The sequence below is a fragment of the Sphingomonas chungangi genome (assembly GCF_013778325.1).
Classification (GTDB): domain Bacteria; phylum Pseudomonadota; class Alphaproteobacteria; order Sphingomonadales; family Sphingomonadaceae; genus Solisphingomonas; species Solisphingomonas chungangi.
Map to the genome: position 1 here is coordinate 257,859 of NZ_JACEIB010000001.1, position 14,605 is coordinate 272,463.

Annotated in this window: 10 protein-coding genes; 7 read left to right on the forward strand and 3 right to left on the reverse strand. The window is 65.5% G+C overall.

All coding sequences use genetic code 11. The features are described from left to right. The first annotated feature begins 22 nt into the window (after window positions 1-22). Entirely contained in the window at window positions 23-223 is a 201-nt protein-coding gene (locus HZF05_RS01230; protein ID WP_160364806.1) for a DUF2093 domain-containing protein, read from the forward strand. 215 nt (window positions 224-438) lie between these two features. Continuing rightward, window positions 439-1,197 (forward strand): M23 family metallopeptidase, encoded by a 759-nt coding sequence (locus HZF05_RS01235; protein ID WP_343046804.1) that lies wholly within the window; start codon window positions 439-441, stop codon window positions 1,195-1,197. Here the strand turns inward: HZF05_RS01235 and HZF05_RS01240 are convergent. Beyond that, entirely contained in the window at window positions 1,175-1,699 is a 525-nt protein-coding gene (locus HZF05_RS01240; protein ID WP_160364808.1) for a hypothetical protein, read from the reverse strand. The genes HZF05_RS01235 and HZF05_RS01240 overlap by 23 nt on opposite strands. Window positions 1,700-1,726: 27 nt before the next feature. Between HZF05_RS01240 and HZF05_RS01245 the strand changes: the two genes are divergently transcribed. The 5 genes from HZF05_RS01245 to HZF05_RS01265 all read left to right on the forward strand — a co-directional run bounded on the left by HZF05_RS01245 (window position 1,727) and on the right by HZF05_RS01265 (window position 11,419). Continuing rightward, window positions 1,727-5,062, forward strand: coding sequence for a TonB-dependent receptor domain-containing protein (locus HZF05_RS01245; RefSeq protein WP_246331451.1), 3,336 nt, complete (start codon window positions 1,727-1,729; stop codon window positions 5,060-5,062). 115 nt (window positions 5,063-5,177) lie between these two features. Further along, complete coding sequence (locus HZF05_RS01250) at window positions 5,178-6,812, forward strand: sulfotransferase (RefSeq protein WP_160364809.1); 1,635 nt, start codon at window positions 5,178-5,180, stop codon at window positions 6,810-6,812. A 126-nt stretch (window positions 6,813-6,938) separates the two neighbouring features. Beyond that, window positions 6,939-8,021 carry an aspartyl/asparaginyl beta-hydroxylase domain-containing protein gene (locus HZF05_RS01255; RefSeq protein WP_246331452.1) on the forward strand — a complete coding sequence of 361 codons (1,083 nt, stop codon included), beginning with the start codon at window positions 6,939-6,941 and terminating at the stop codon, window positions 8,019-8,021. Then, window positions 8,018-9,529: a putative 2OG-Fe(II) oxygenase gene (locus HZF05_RS01260; protein ID WP_160364811.1), complete on the forward strand. Its 1,512-nt coding sequence runs from the start codon at window positions 8,018-8,020 to the stop codon at window positions 9,527-9,529. The genes HZF05_RS01255 and HZF05_RS01260 overlap by 4 nt, the downstream gene beginning before the upstream one ends. Before the next feature lie 6 nt (window positions 9,530-9,535). After that, window positions 9,536-11,419 (forward strand): tetratricopeptide repeat-containing sulfotransferase family protein, encoded by a 1,884-nt coding sequence (locus tag HZF05_RS01265; RefSeq protein ID WP_160364812.1) that lies wholly within the window; start codon window positions 9,536-9,538, stop codon window positions 11,417-11,419. Window positions 11,420-11,422: 3 nt separating this feature from the next. Here the strand turns inward: HZF05_RS01265 and clpB are convergent, their stop codons facing one another. Both clpB and HZF05_RS01275 read right to left on the reverse strand, forming a co-directional pair. Further along, window positions 11,423-14,002 (reverse strand): ATP-dependent chaperone ClpB, encoded by a 2,580-nt coding sequence (gene clpB, locus HZF05_RS01270; protein ID WP_160364813.1) that lies wholly within the window; start codon window positions 14,000-14,002, stop codon window positions 11,423-11,425. A 58-nt stretch (window positions 14,003-14,060) separates the two neighbouring features. Further along, the gene (locus HZF05_RS01275; protein ID WP_160364814.1) at window positions 14,061-14,576 is read right to left on the reverse strand and encodes a DUF1003 domain-containing protein; all 516 of its coding nucleotides are present in this window, start codon (window positions 14,574-14,576) and stop codon (window positions 14,061-14,063) included. Window positions 14,577-14,605: the final 29 nt, after the last annotated feature.

Genomic DNA, 14,605 nt, shown 5'->3' on the forward strand with positions numbered 1-14,605 from the left:
GAGGAAAAGAAAGGATATGGCCATGCTGATGTCGCAAAGCGGGCGCGAGGCGCGGCTGCGCTACCTCGCCAACAGCTTCCGCGTGCTGGTGCCGGGCGATCACGTCACCTGCGCGGTGTCGGGGCAGACGATCCCGCTCGACAAGCTCAAATATTGGAGCGTCGAGCGGCAGGAGCCCTATGCGTCGGCGGAGTTCTCCACCAAGGCCGAGCTCGGCCTTTGAGGCGCGGACGCCGGCTCGGCGCGCCGGCCCTGCTGGTCGCGCTGGCCAGCTGCGTCGCGCCGACAGGCCAACTCGTCGGCGCCCCACCCGTCCTTCCCTCCGTCGGAGCCAAAAATCCGGGCTGCTGCCCGATGCCTGGCCAGCCACTGGTTATCCATTCGCCAGCGCCAAATCCCGCGGGCTTCGCATTCCATGGCGCGATGCAGCAAGGCGGCATGGTCATCGGCGTGGCGCCGGCCGGAACTGCAACTCTCGGATATGATGGTTCGCCCGTTCCGATGGACGCGCAACGGCGCTTCCTTATTGCATTCGGCCGCGATCATGGCCCGAGCGCGACGCTGGAGGCCGTCCGTGCCGACGGCACTGTCGTAACTTACTCGATGACGATAGCGCCGAGCACCTACCGGATCGAGGCGCTGCCGATCCCCAAATACCAGCAGCCCGAGGCCGAGTTCCTGAAGATCCGCGAGGGCGAGCTTGCCCAGATCAAGGCCGCCCGCGAACAGGCTGCGATCGTCCAGGGCGACGGCTGGCGGCAGAGCTTCATCTGGCCGGTCAACGGCCGCATCTCGGGTGCCTTCGGGGCGCAGCGCGTCTACAATGGCGAGAAGGGCAGCTACCACAGCGGCGAGGATGTCGCGGTGCCGACCGGAACCCCGGTGCGCGCACCCGCCGACGGCGTGGTGATCCTCGCCGCGACCGGCGATCCGTTCACGCTGGAGGGGCATCTGCTGATGGTCGCGCACGGCATGGGGCTGGACAGCGCCTTCCTGCACCTCAGCCACATCGACGTGAAAGTCGGCGATGTCGTGAAGCAGGGCCAGGTGATCGGCGAGAGCGGCATGACCGGCCGCGCCACCGGCCCGCATCTCCACTGGGCGCTCACCTGGCGCGGCGAGCGGATCGATCCCAAGCTGGTGGCGGGCGCGATGGCCGCGCCGGCTGATCGGCTCAGCCGATCCGACGCGCCTTGAAGCCCGGTTGTCTGCCGACCTTCATGATATAGCTGCCGAGCGCTGCGCGACGAATGTCGACCGCGTCACCGGCCCTGGGCGGTAGCGGGAGCGCCGCTTGGTCGGTCTGTTGCCAGACCGCACCCGAATCAAGGACGATCGTCCAGGTGAGATCACCGTTCATGCGCGCCGAGCGCACGGTAGCGTTGATTTCCTTCTCCTCCTCATCCACCGGCGCGGAGCCCTGCTTGTTGTCGCCACCTCCGAAGATTCGCAGGGTCGGGAGGTTGAAACCGAACAGCGAATGGCGTGCCTCACGCACCTCCGCGCGATCAACGATGACGACGTCGCGTTTGTCGGTCGCCACCTGGAAGTCCGCGACGCTTTTGTCGAAACAGGCGAGGCGCGCAGCCGGCTCGGCGATCGACCGACAGGCGATGACAGGATCGAACGCATGCGACTGCGAACTGCCCGGCATTGGCGCGGCGCCCCCCAAAATTGCCGCCGCGAGGCCGATGGCCAATATCTTCGTCCGCATGTCGTGCGCTCCTTGCCACCCGGCGCCACAGTAGCGCTGCCGCGCGGCGCATCAAGGGGGCGGCCTGTTGCCCATTTGCTACAGAGATCCTGCAATTGCGTGTTGCGGTTTGTTGCTGATTGCTGCGCCGCGTCCAATTCCCGTAAGCTTCCCTCATCTGAATGTCCGGTACCAATAAGGCCCGGCGGTCAGGGACAGGTAAACCGGTCCAGCAGGGCCCGGATCCAAATGGGGACATCAAATATGAACAGGTCTATGCGGGAACGCCTTCTGGCGACCACGATGATCGCTGGCGCGGCGTTTATTGCCTCGCCAGGCTTTGCTCAGACGACGGCGCCGGCGGCAAGCCAGCCGGCTGGTTCGATCGAGGGTCAGAGCACGTCGTCGGCATCCACGTCCGACAACACGAACGGCGGCGGAGAGATCATCGTCACCGGTTCGCGCATTCCGCAGCCCAACCTGACCTCGGTCAGCCCGATCACGGTCGTGAACTCGGCGCAGATCAAGGCGCAGGGCGTGACCCGTATCGAGGATCTGCTGAACAGCCTGCCGCAGGTCTTCGCCGACCAGGGCGGCAACATTTCGAACGGCGCCAGCGGCACCGCCGTGGCCAATCTGCGCGGCCTCGGGCCGGAGCGCACGCTCGTCCTGATCGACGGCCGCCGACTCGTCCCAGGCGATCCGACCAGCCCCTTCGCCGATCTGAACTTCATCCCGGCCTCGCTCGTGAAGAGCGTCCAGGTGCTGACCGGCGGCGCGTCCTCGACCTACGGCGCCGACGCCGTCGCCGGCGTCGTCAACTTCATCATGGACCGCGACTATACCGGCTTCAAGCTCGACAGCCAGTACAGCCTCTACCAGCACGACAACAATTCGAACGCCCAGGGCATCCGCGACGACCTCGCGGCGCGTAACTTCGGCTACCCGAACGGCAACACGGCGGACGGCGGCACGATCGACGTCACTGCGACCGTGGGCGCTGGCTTCGACGACAATCGTGGCCACATCGTTGCTTATGTCGGCTACCGCAAGCTGAACGCGGTCACCCAGGATTCGCGCGATTACAGCGCCTGCGCGCTGCAGGCGAACACCGCTGCGACGATCGCGACCGGCGGTCGCCGCACGGTCTGCGGCGGTTCGTCGATCAATGGCAACCCGAACTTCATTCTGTATGATCCGGCTGCTGCGACCTCGACCTTCTACCAGCTGGGAGCGGGCCGCACGATTGTCCCGGGCCGCACGCTCTACAACTTCGCGCCGACAAACTATTATCAGCGCCCCGATGAGCGCTACACCGGTGGCTTCTTTGCTCACTATGATGTGAGCGACATGTTCAAGCCCTATATCGAGGGCATGTTCATGGATGACCGTTCGGTCGCCCAGATCGCCCCGTCGGGCGACTTCGGCAACACGCTGTCGGTCAACTGCGACAACCCCCTGCTCTCCGCGCAAGAGTTGGGCGTCATCTGTAACGCGGCCAATCTCGTGACCGCCACCGGCGGCTTCGTGGGCACCTCGGGCGATCCGGCCGCGGTTTTCACCGATCCGACGACCGGCGCGACTTACAACAAGGGCTTCCTGCAGGTCCTGAAGCGTGACGTCGAAGGCGGCCCGCGTCGTGACGATCGCCAGCACACCTCCTATCGCGGTGTGGTCGGCGCGAAGGGCGATCTCGCCCCGGGTATCTCGTACGACGCTTATTATCAGTACGGCCGCACGCTCCTCCAGGAGACCTACACCAACGACTTCTCGATCAACCGCCTCACCAAGGCGCTCGACGTGGTCACCGGTCCGGACGGCACGCCGATGTGCCGCTCGGCGGTCGCAGGCACCGATACGAACTGCGTCCCCTATGACATCTTCGGCCAGGGTGGCATCACCCCGGCGGCGGTTGCCTATCTGGCGACGCCGGGCTTCCAGCGCGGTGTGAACACCGAGCAGGTCGCGTCGGCCTCGGTCACCGCGCTGCTCGGCGAATACGGCATCAAGTCGCCGTGGGCGAGCGAGGGCGTCGGCCTGAACGTCGGTGCCGAGTACCGCAAGGAAACCCTCTCGCTGAACACCGACGAGGAGTTCCAGACCGGCGATCTCGCCGGCCAGGGCGCCGCGACTCTGCCGGTGTCGGGCTCGTTCAACGTGAAGGAACTGTTCGCGGAAGCGCGCGTGCCGATCGTGCACGACAACTTCATCTATGATGCGTCGTTCGATGGTGGCTATCGCTACTCGAACTATCACGTCGCCGGAAATAGCTTCAGCACGAACACCTTCAAGCTCTCGGGCGAAATCGCGCCGGTGAAGGACATCCGTTTCCGGGTTGCCTACAACCGCGCCGTTCGCGCCCCGAACATCCAGGAACTATTCGCGCCGCAGCTTGTCGCGCTCAATGGTAACTCGGATCCGTGCGCGGGTGCCGATCCGACGGCGTCGCAGGCCGCGTGCGTTCTCACGGGTGTGTCGGCGGATCAGTACGGTCACATCGCCGGCAACAGCGCAGGCCAGTATAACGGCTTGATCGGTGGCAATACCAATCTGAAGCCGGAGAAGTCGAACACGATCACCGCGGGCGTGATCTTCGAGCCGAGCTTCCTCCCTGGCCTGGCCGTGACGGTCGATTACTTCAACATCAAGATCAAGAACGTCATCACCGCCATCCCGCAGGACACCATCCTCAGCACCTGCGTGAATACCGGCGATCCGACCTTCTGCGGCCTGATCCATCGTGACCAGTTTGGTTCGCTGTGGCGCACGCCGAACGGCTATGTCGTCGATACCGACCTCAATGTCGGTTCGCAGAAGACGGATGGTATCGACGTGAATGCGAGCTACTCGCACCGCGTCGGCGAACTTGGCACCATTAGCGCCAGCCTGATCGGCACCTGGCTGCATTCGCTCAAGACCAACAACGAAGTCTCGCAGGAATATAACTGCTCTGGCTTCTACGGTTTGCAGTGCGGCACGCCGAACCCGAAGTGGCGTCACACCGCTCGCCTGAACTTCAACATGGCGAACGGTCTGGGTGTCCAGCTGCAGTGGCGTTACTTCTCGAAGGTCGACATCGATCTGTCGAGCAGCAACCCGTCGCTGAACGGCACCTTCTCGCCGGTCAACGCGAAGATCCCGTCGCAGAGCTACTTCGATCTGTCGTTCAGCGCCAAGATGTCGGATCACTACACGTTCCGTCTCGGCGTGAACAACATCCTCGATCGCGATCCGCCGATCGTCGGCTCGAACGGCTCGAGCTCGGAGATCAACGCCTGCCCGAGCGTGTTCTGCAACGGCAACACCTTCCCGAACGTCTATGACGCGCTCGGCCGGTACATCTTCGCCGGTGTCACGCTGGACTTCTGATAAGGTTTACGCATAACTTCCACGGGGTTGGTGGCACCTGCCGCCAACCCCTTTTTTTGCCGATGCCGGAAGCCATGAATCCGCAAGTCCGTCCCCGTGCGCGAAAGGACCCGGTGTGACCGAGAGCGTCCTTGCGCCGCCTCCGCTGTCCGATCGCGACAAGGATCGCATCCGAGAGGTTCATGCCTCGTTGACGGGCGGCGATATCCGCCATGCTGGATCGCTCGCCCTGATGGCCTTGCGGGACGGTATCGAGCACCCTCTGGTCCTCGATCTTGCGGCCGGGCGGCTGGAAGAGGAGGGCAAGCCCGACGAAGCGCTCGTTTTGCTCCTGCGCGCGAAGCAGTTGGCGCCGCGAGCACCGGGCATACTCAACGCGCTGGGGCTGTGCCTCCAGCGGCTCGATCGTCACGAGGAGGCTGCCGAGGAGTTTGGCGCGGCGCTGGCCGCCGTGCCGGATTTTCCCCAGGCCCGCGCCAATCGCGGTGTGGCGCTGACGGCGCAGTCGCGCTTGGTCGAGGCGCGGCAGGATTTCGAGGCGACGCTGGCAATCCAGCCCGACAATCTCGTTGCGCTCAACGGCTTGGCCGGGCTGGCCGCGCGTCGTGGAGCGCCCGCAGAAGCCCGAGCGCTGGCGGAGCGGGTGCTCATGCGCGAGCCGAATTTCCCGGGCGCCATTCTGGCGATCGCCGACGCCGACATTGCGGAAGGCCGAGCGAGCGACGGCATCACCCGCCTCACACGGCTGCTGTCGGACAAGAGCGCTTCGCCGATCGACCGTGCGTTGGCCCAAGGTCTGCTCGGTGACGCGCTCGATGCGCTTGGCCGTGCCGCGGATGCCTTCACTGCATACCGCCAGGCCGGTGAGCAGTTCCGGACCATCTACGCGGATCGCTTCGCGGGCGCCGAGACGCCCCAGACCTTCATTCGCGCGCTGCGCGATCAATTATCGAGCGGGAGCGTGGCACGGGCGAAGTCGAATGCGGCGACGGGCCCGGCCCGACGTCACATATTCCTTGTCGGCTTTCCGCGATCGGGCACGACGCTGCTGGAGCAGGTGTTGGAGCAGCATCCCGATGTCGTCACCCTGGCCGAAAAGGAATGCCTTATAGACAGCATCCGGATCGCCACAGAGGGAGCCGGCCGATTCGCAGCCTTCAGCCAGCAGGCCGAGATCGAGATCGACGGCTTCCGGCAGGCCTATTGGCGGCGCGTCGGCGAAAGTGTACAGGTAACGGGTCAGGTGTTTGTCGACAAGCACCCTTTCCACAGCTTCAAGCTTCCTTTGATCGCCCGGCTTTTCCCGGAGGCCCGCATCATCTTCGCGCAGCGCGACCCGCGCGATGTGGTGCTGAGTTGCTTCCGTCACCGTTTCCGGATGAGCGGGCCAACGTTTCAGTTCCTCACCCTGCTGGGCACCGCGTCGCTCTACGCCGAAACGATGGAACTGATAGAAGCGACCGCCTCTGTCTTTTCGCCACCCATGCTGCGCTGCCGGCTCGAGGATTTGATCGCGGACTTCGAGGGACGGACGCGGGCCCTGTGCGATTGGCTCTCGATCCGCTGGACGGCTGAGCTCGCCCGGTTCGCCGAAAAGGTCGGCGAACGCGGCGTCTTCACGCCCAGCGCGGCGCAACTCGCCGGCGGCTTGTCGGATCGCGGCGTAGCGCGGTGGCAGGCGTATGAGGCGGGCCTGGCCCCTGTGATGCCGCTTCTCGATCCATGGGTGAAGCGCTTCGGCTATGCGTGAGGCTTGTCTGTCGCCGCCCGGCCGCGCATCCACGCGGAGCGCCGCCTGATGGAGGCCACGGCGGCGACGCTGGCGCGCGATGCCGATGCGGCCGCGGCGGTGGGAGATGCTCCGCGCGCGCGCGCCTTGCTCGAGCGGTTGGTAGCTATGATGCCGGCCGATAACACCCATTGGCTAAAGCTGGCCGGCATGTGTCGTGCGATGGGCGATTCGGAGGCCGCGATGCGGGCGGTGCGCGGCGCTCTTGCAGCCGCGCCCCTCGATTTCACGGCGCTCCTGCTTCACGCGAGCTTACTTGATCGCGCCGGTGATCCGGAGGCGGACATGGCATTCGATCGGGCACTTGCTCAGCGCCCATCCGGTGCGCTGCCGCCGCCGATGGCGGCAATGGCGCAGCATGCCGAGAGCCGTCGACAGGCCTATCTCGATCGGCGCGGAGTCCGCTTGCTACAGGCGACCGCATCCGTCGAGGCGAGGCTGGATCCTGACGAACGGCGGCGGCTGGCGCGCTTTCGCAGCAACGTGCTCCGGCAGACCCGGCCCTATCATTCCGAACCGACCCATTTCCACTATCCCGGGCTCGTTGAACGGGAATTTCACGATCGCCAGGATTTTCCGTGGTTGGCCGCGCTGGAGGCGGCCACGGAGGCAATCCGCGAGGAATTCCAAGCCGTGGCCACGGCCGAGCGCGCGCAGCTCGTGCCTTATATTCAATATGCGGACCACGAGCCGTTGCAGCAATGGCGCGCGCTGAACCACAATCGCGACTGGACGGCTATCCACCTGATCCAGAACGGCGAAGTCATCGACGCCAACGCGCGCCATTGCCCGCGCACCGTGAATCTGCTCCGCACGCTGCCGCAACCGCACATTGCGGGATGTTCGCCAAACGCGATGTTCTCCCTGCTTGCCCCGAAAGTCACGATCCCGCCGCACACTGGTGTTGCCAATACCCGGCTGGTCTGCCACCTGCCCCTCATCGTGCCCGACGGATGCTGGTTCCGTGTCGGCGCCGAAACGCGCGAGTGGCATGTCGGGCAGGCGTTCGTTTTCGACGATACGATCGAGCACGAGGCCTGCAATCCCACCGACCAGCTGCGCGTGGTCCTAATCGTCGACGTGTGGCATCCTGGCCTCCGTTCCGGCGAGCGGCACGCGGTGCAAAGCGTCATGGAAGCGGAAGTGATCGGGGCGACGCGCGGGCTTTGAGCATCCAACCTCTTCTAGAATATGTCCGGCGTGCACCGGGAGACCGGGCGTCGGTCATACGCCTCGCCGAGGCGGCGCTGGATGGCGGGCGCGAGGACGAAGCGCTCTCCGCCGTGCTCGAGGGCGCACGCCGGGCGCCTCGCGACCCGCGCCTCTGGCAATGGGTCGGCCTGCTGCATCGCGGCCTTGACGATCGCGAGGCCGCAATCGAGGCCCTCTCGCGTGCGGCCGAACTGGCGCCGAGGGATGCCAGCATCGCTCACGGCCGCGCAAGGACCACGATGGAGGCGGGGCGTCCGGCCGTTGCCCTGTTTGAGGAGGCGCGCCGGCTTGCGCCGCTGGATGGCACCGTGCTGCTGGGATTGGCAGCGGCGCGCCTCGGCGAAGGAGATGCCGCCAGCGCCGAGGCACTGCTGGATTCATTGCTGACCGAGAATCCGGGGTGGCTGCCCGGTCATCACGATCTCTCGCAGCTGCGCTGGATGATGGGGGACTTGGACGGTTTCACGGCTTCGTTTGAACGCGCGTTGGAGGCTGCGCCCGGCGACGTCGCGCTGTGGCAGGCCTATCTCATCGCGCTGATCCACGCCGAGCGCTTCGAACAGGCCATGAGCGTCATCGCCCGTGCGCGGCGCCGCGTCGGTAATGCGCCGTTCCTCGATGCCAACGAGGCGACGATACATTCGGAAGTCGGTCGCGTCGCTGCTGCCGATGCCTGCTTCACGCGACTGTCCGGCATTCGCGATGTGACGCTCGCCGGCCGATCGATCCGGCATCGTATGCGGACGGGGCGGATCGAGCTTGCAGCGGCGGAGATCGAGACTTGGCTTGATACGCCCGAGGGTGGCCTGATCTGGCCCTATGCGGGGACTGCATGGCGCCTGCTGGGCGATCCACGGTGGAATTGGCTGGAGGGCGATCCCGCGCTGATCGGCGTGATCGATCTCGCCGATCAGCTGCCTTCTCTGGATCGGCTCGCGGAAACGCTTCGGGGATTGCACCGTTCACGCCATCAGCACCTCGACCAATCGGTGCGAAACGGTACCCAGACCGACGGTGCGTTGCTGTCGCGGATCGAACCCGAAATCCGTCAGCTGCGCGCCGCGATCGTGCAGGCTGTGGCCGACTATGTCGGCCGCCTGCCGGAGCAGGATCCGCGCCACCCGACGCTGCGTGCCCGGCGCGACAGGCCTGCGCGGTTCGCCGGTTCGTGGTCGGTCCGACTGAAAGGTGCCGGTTATCACGCCAATCATTTCCATTCTGCCGGTTGGCTGAGTTCGGCGCTCTACGTGGCGCTGCCAGACCGGAACGATGATCCGGCGGATGCTGGCTTTTTGAGGCTCGGCGAGCCGCAGGCGGAACTCGGCCTTGATTGTCCGCCGGTGCGGAGCGTCGAGCCAAAACCGGGCCGGCTGGTGCTGTTTCCTTCGACCATGTGGCACGGTACCGTTCCCTTCTCCGCGGGCGAGCGTCTCACGGTCGCCTTCGATGTCCTCCAGCCAACGTAGATCGTCATGACCGTCACCCTCGACTCCGTTCTCGCCAAGGCTTTCGAGCACTTCCTTGCCGGTGACCGTTCGGGTGCCCTTTCGGCGGCCGAGGCCGCCCTTGCGGCGCATCCCCAAAGCATCGAAATTCATGGTTTCATCGGCATGCTGCTTTGTCAGCAGGGCGACACCGCAGGTGGCATCCCCCATTTGCGCAAAGCGCTCGATCGTTGGCCGGACGACGTCGGGACGCGCGTTAATCTGGCAACGGCACTGGCCGCGACGGGTGTTATCGACGAGGTCGTGTCTTTATGCGCGGCCGGCCCCGCGCAAGATGCGCGGCTGCGTCGCCTGATGGGCTACGCCTTGCAACAGCGCGGCGCGTTGAGCGAAGCGGCGGCGTCCTACGAGGCTGTCGTTGCGCAGGTGCGCAACGATTTTGAGACATGGAACAATCTCGGCAACGTCCGAACCGAGCTGGGCGACGTCGAGGGCGCCATCGAAGCCTATGAATGGGCGCTCACCTACCGGCCGGACATGGCCGTCCTCTACGTCAATCTTTCCAAGTCGCTGGCGCGCGCGGATCGACGCGAGGATCGGCTGAAGGTGATGCGCGAGGGCGTCAAATATGCATCTGACATGCCCGATATTCAGCTCGAACTCGGCCTCGCTGAGGCTGCGATGCAGGATTTTCCGGCCGCCGAGCGAGCTTATCGTACGGCGATCCGAATCGCTCCGACCTCCGTTGCCGCCTATGTCGAACTCGGCCTGCTGCTGGAGAATCTCAATCGTATCGAGGATCTCGCGGCGTTGATCAAAGAGGGGCGCGATAACGGCGTCGCCGGAGACGAGATCGATTTTGTGCGCGCCTGGTTGCTGCGCCGCGAGGGCCGGTTGGAAGAGGCCCTGCGCGTCGCCGAGCGCGTGCCGGAATCGATCGATCCGGTGCGGCGTTATCAGTTGCTCGCCGACCTGGCCGATCGCACGGGCGATGCGGATCGCGCCTTCACGGCATATGAGGCGATGAACCGGGCGGCGGCCGATGCCCTCCCCGTGCCGGCGGGGGAAACCGACTATAGCGACGATGTCGCGGCTGTCAGCGGCACGATAACGCCTGCCAAGATCGCTAGGTGGCAGCCCCTCAACATCGACGCCGCCCCACCGTCCCCCGTGATCCTGGCGGGCTTTCCTCGATCGGGCACGACGCTGCTCGACACGCTGCTGATGGGCAATCCGGCGCTCCACGTGACCGAGGAACTGCCGATGATGCGTCAGCCCGAAGTATTGCTGGGTGATGCCGAGCGCATCGCCAGTATCGATACGGAAGAGGCCAATCGGTTGCGTCACCGCTATTTCGAGGCGCTGGAGCACGTCGCGCCACCGCCGCGCGACGGGCTTGTCGTGGTCGACAAATACCCGCTGCATCTCGCTAGGGCGCCTCTCATCCACCGGTTGTTCCCTGACGCGAAGTTCATTCTCGTCGAACGGCATCCCTGCGATGTGGTGTTGAGTTGCTTCATGGCCAACTTTCAACTCAACCGCGCAATGCGGCACATGGGGACGCTGGAAAGCGCGGCGCGGCTCTACGACATGGTATTCGAGTCCTGGACGAAAGCGCGCGCCCTGCTGCCGCTCGACGTGCATGTCGTGCGTTACGAACGGATGGTTGAGGATCTGGAAGACGAGATGCGGTCGCTGATTGCGTTTCTGGGTCTCCCCTGGAACGATGCGGTGCTGGATAACCGGACCAGCGCCTCGCGACGCCCACATATCCGCACGGCGAGCTACTCTCAGGTCACCGAGCCGATCTACAGCCGCGCCGCAGGCCGGTGGGAGCGGTATCGGGTGCACATGGAACCGGTGCTGCCCATCCTCGCGCCTTGGGCGGAGAGGATGGGATATAGCATGTGACAGTCACGCGACCGCAAGCTTCAGCGCGCCGTCGCCCTCGTCGACGTTGACCATCGACCCGTCGGGCACCTCGCCCTGCAGGATCATTTCGGCGAGCGGATCCTGCAGATAGCGCTGTACCGCGCGCTTCAGCGGCCGCGCGCCATAGACCGGATCGTAGCCGACCCGGCCCAGCCATGCCCGCGCAGCATCCGTCAGCCTGAGCGCGATCTTGCGGTCGCGCAGCAGCTTCTGGATGCGCGCCACCTGGATGTCGACGATCGGCGCCATGTGGCCCGCGCCCAACCGGTGGAAGAGGATGATCTCATCTAGGCGGTTGAGGAATTCGGGGCGGAAGTGCGCGCGCACCACCTCCATCACCGCACCTTCCGCATCCTTGACCGGCTGGTCCTCGCCCAGTGAGGCAAGGAACTGCGAGCCGAGGTTCGAGGTGAGAATGATGAGCGTGTTGGTGAAGTCCACCGTGCGGCCCTGGCCGTCGGTGAGCCGCCCGTCGTCGAGCACCTGGAGCAGGACGTTGAACACGTCCGGATGCGCCTTCTCCACCTCGTCGAACAGCACGACCTGATAGGGCCTGCGCCGCACCGCCTCGGTGAGCACGCCGCCCTCGTCATAGCCGACATAGCCCGGAGGCGCGCCGATCAGCCGGGCGACCGAATGCTTCTCCATGAACTCGGACATGTCGAGGCGGACCATCGCGCTGTCGTCGTCGAACAGGAAGCCGGCGAGCGCGCGGGTCAGTTCGGTCTTGCCGACGCCGGTCGGGCCGAGGAACAGGAAGCTGCCGAGCGGCCGGTTCGGGTCCTGCAACCCGGCGCGCGCGCGGCGGACGGCGCGGCTGACCGCGACCACCGCCTCGGACTGGCCGATGACGCGCTTGCCGATCGTCTCCTCCATCTTGAGGAGCTTCTCGCGCTCGCCCTCCAGCATGCGGTCGACCGGGATGCCGGTCCAGCGGCCGACCACGGCGGCGATGTCCTCGCTGGTCACCTCCTCGCGCAGCATAGCGCCGGCGGACGCCTGTTCGACGTCGGCCAATTGCTTCTCGAGGCCGGGGATCACGCCGTAGGAAAGCTCGCCCGCCTTGCCGAGATCGCCCGAACGCTGCGCCTGCTCCAGCTGGAGCTTCGCCGCATCTAGCTGTTCCTTGATCTTGGCCTGGCCCGCGATCTTCTCCTTCTCGGCCTGCCAGCGCTGGGTGAGCGCGGCGGATTCCTCCTCCAGCCGGGCGAGATCATATTCGAGACTGCCAAGCCGGTCGGCGCTCGCCTTGTCGGTCTCCTTCTTCAGCGCCTCGCGCTCGATCTTGAGGCGGATGATGCGGCGATCGAGGCTCTCGATCTCCTCGGGCTTGGATTCGACCTCCATGCGCAGGCGCGAGGCGGCCTCGTCCATCAGGTCGATCGCCTTGTCGGGCAGGAAGCGATCCGTGATGTAGCGGTTGCTGAGCGTCGCGGCCGAGACGAGCGCCCCGTCGGTGATGCGCACGCCGTGATGCAACTCGTATTTGTCCTTGAGGCCGCGCAGGATCGAGATCGTGTCCTCGACCGTCGGCTCGCCGACGAACACCGGCTGGAAGCGCCGCTGCAGCGCCGGGTCCTTCTCGACATATTTGCGATATTCGTCGAGCGTGGTCGCGCCGATGCAGTGCAGTTCGCCCCGCGCGAGCGCCGGCTTGAGCAAATTGCCTGCGTCCATGGCGCCCTCGGACTTGCCGGCGCCGATCAGCGTGTGCATCTCGTCGATGAACAGGATGATGTGGCCGTCGGCCTGCTTCACCTCGTCGAGCACGCCCTTCAGACGCTCCTCGAATTCGCCGCGATATTTGGCGCCCGCGATAAGCGCGCCCATGTCGAGCGCCATCAGCTGGCGGTCGCGGAGAGTGTCGGGCACGTCGCCATTGGCGATGCGAAGGGCGAGCCCTTCCGCGATGGCTGTTTTACCGACACCCGGATCGCCAATGAGGACGGGGTTGTTCTTGGTGCGCCGGGCGAGGATCTGGATGGTGCGGCGGATCTCCTCGTCGCGGCCGATCACCGGATCGAGCTTGCCGTCGCGTGCGGCGGCGGTGAGGTCGCGCGCGAACTTCTTGAGCGCGTCGTAGCGGTCCTCGGCGGATTGGGTGTCGGCGGTGCGCCCGCCGCGCAGCTCGTTGATCGCGGCGTTGAGGGTGTCGGGCTTCACGCCGGCCGCGGCGAGCGCCTTGCCGGCGGCCGTCGTGGTCGCCAGCGCGCAGGCGAGTAGCAGCCGCTCGACGGTGACGAAGCTGTCGCCCGCCTTCCTGGCGATCTGCTCGGCGGAATCGAGCAGGCGAATCGCATCGTTATCGAGGCCGGGTGCCGCTTGCGCACCACTGCCCGAGACGGCCGGAATCCTGGCCAACGCCGCATCGGTGTCACGCAGCGCGACCTGCGCCGATCCGCCGGCCTTGGCGATCAGGCCCGAGGCCATGCCCTGCTCGTCCTCCAGCAGGGCCTTCAGGATATGCTCGGGCGCGATGCGCTGGTGGTTCATGCGGATCGCGACGGTCTGCGCGGATTGCAGGAAACCCTTCGCGCGATCGGTGAATTTTTCGAGGTCCATGAAACTCCCCTGGGAACTGTCCGGCGCGATATGGTGTGACTTATTTACAACACAAGGGTCATCCGCCCATTTCCTGCTTCTCGATCCGCGCGAGCAGCAGATCGACCTTCTCGTGCAGCCGCATGATCTCCAGCTCGGCGCGCAGATTGACCTCGTAATCGTGGCTCGCCGCCACCCGGTCGCGGTCGCCCTGGCGGTTCTGGCTCATCATGATCACCGGCGCCTGGATGGCGGCCAGCATCGAGAGCATCAGGTTGAGGAAGATATAGGGGTAGGGATCGAACGCCCGGTTCCAGTGGGCGAGGATGTCGCTGTTGAGCAGCATCCAGCCGAACAGGATCACGCCGAAGCTGATGATGAAGCCCCACGATCCGCCGACTGCCGCGACGCGATCAGCCAGCCGATCTCCGAAAGTCGCCTCCGCCTCCTCGATATCGGCCGCGTCGCGACTGATCGGTGCGCGTTCCTTGAAGGTTTCGAGGACCTTGCGCTCCTCGGGATCGAGATGGTGTGGGTCCTTGCGGAGATAGCGCAGCGCGAGCTCGGGCAAGGTAAGATGGACGCGAAGGGCCATGGGCGACTCCTGAAATGATGGCGCCGAGT

What these genes read in the sequence shown, in the direction of transcription:
- HZF05_RS01265 (WP_160364812.1), top strand. Translation starts at nt 9,536, where the DNA reads ATGACCGTCACCCTCGACTCCGTTCTCGCCAAGGCTTTCGAGCACTTC.
- HZF05_RS01235 (WP_343046804.1), top strand. Translation starts at nt 439, where the DNA reads ATGGTCATCGGCGTGGCGCCGGCCGGAACTGCAACTCTCGGATATGAT.
- clpB (WP_160364813.1), bottom strand. Translation starts at nt 14,002, where the DNA reads ATGGACCTCGAAAAATTCACCGATCGCGCGAAGGGTTTCCTGCAATCC.
- HZF05_RS01230 (WP_160364806.1), top strand. Translation starts at nt 23, where the DNA reads ATGCTGATGTCGCAAAGCGGGCGCGAGGCGCGGCTGCGCTACCTCGCC.
- HZF05_RS01275 (WP_160364814.1), bottom strand. Translation starts at nt 14,576, where the DNA reads ATGGCCCTTCGCGTCCATCTTACCTTGCCCGAGCTCGCGCTGCGCTAT.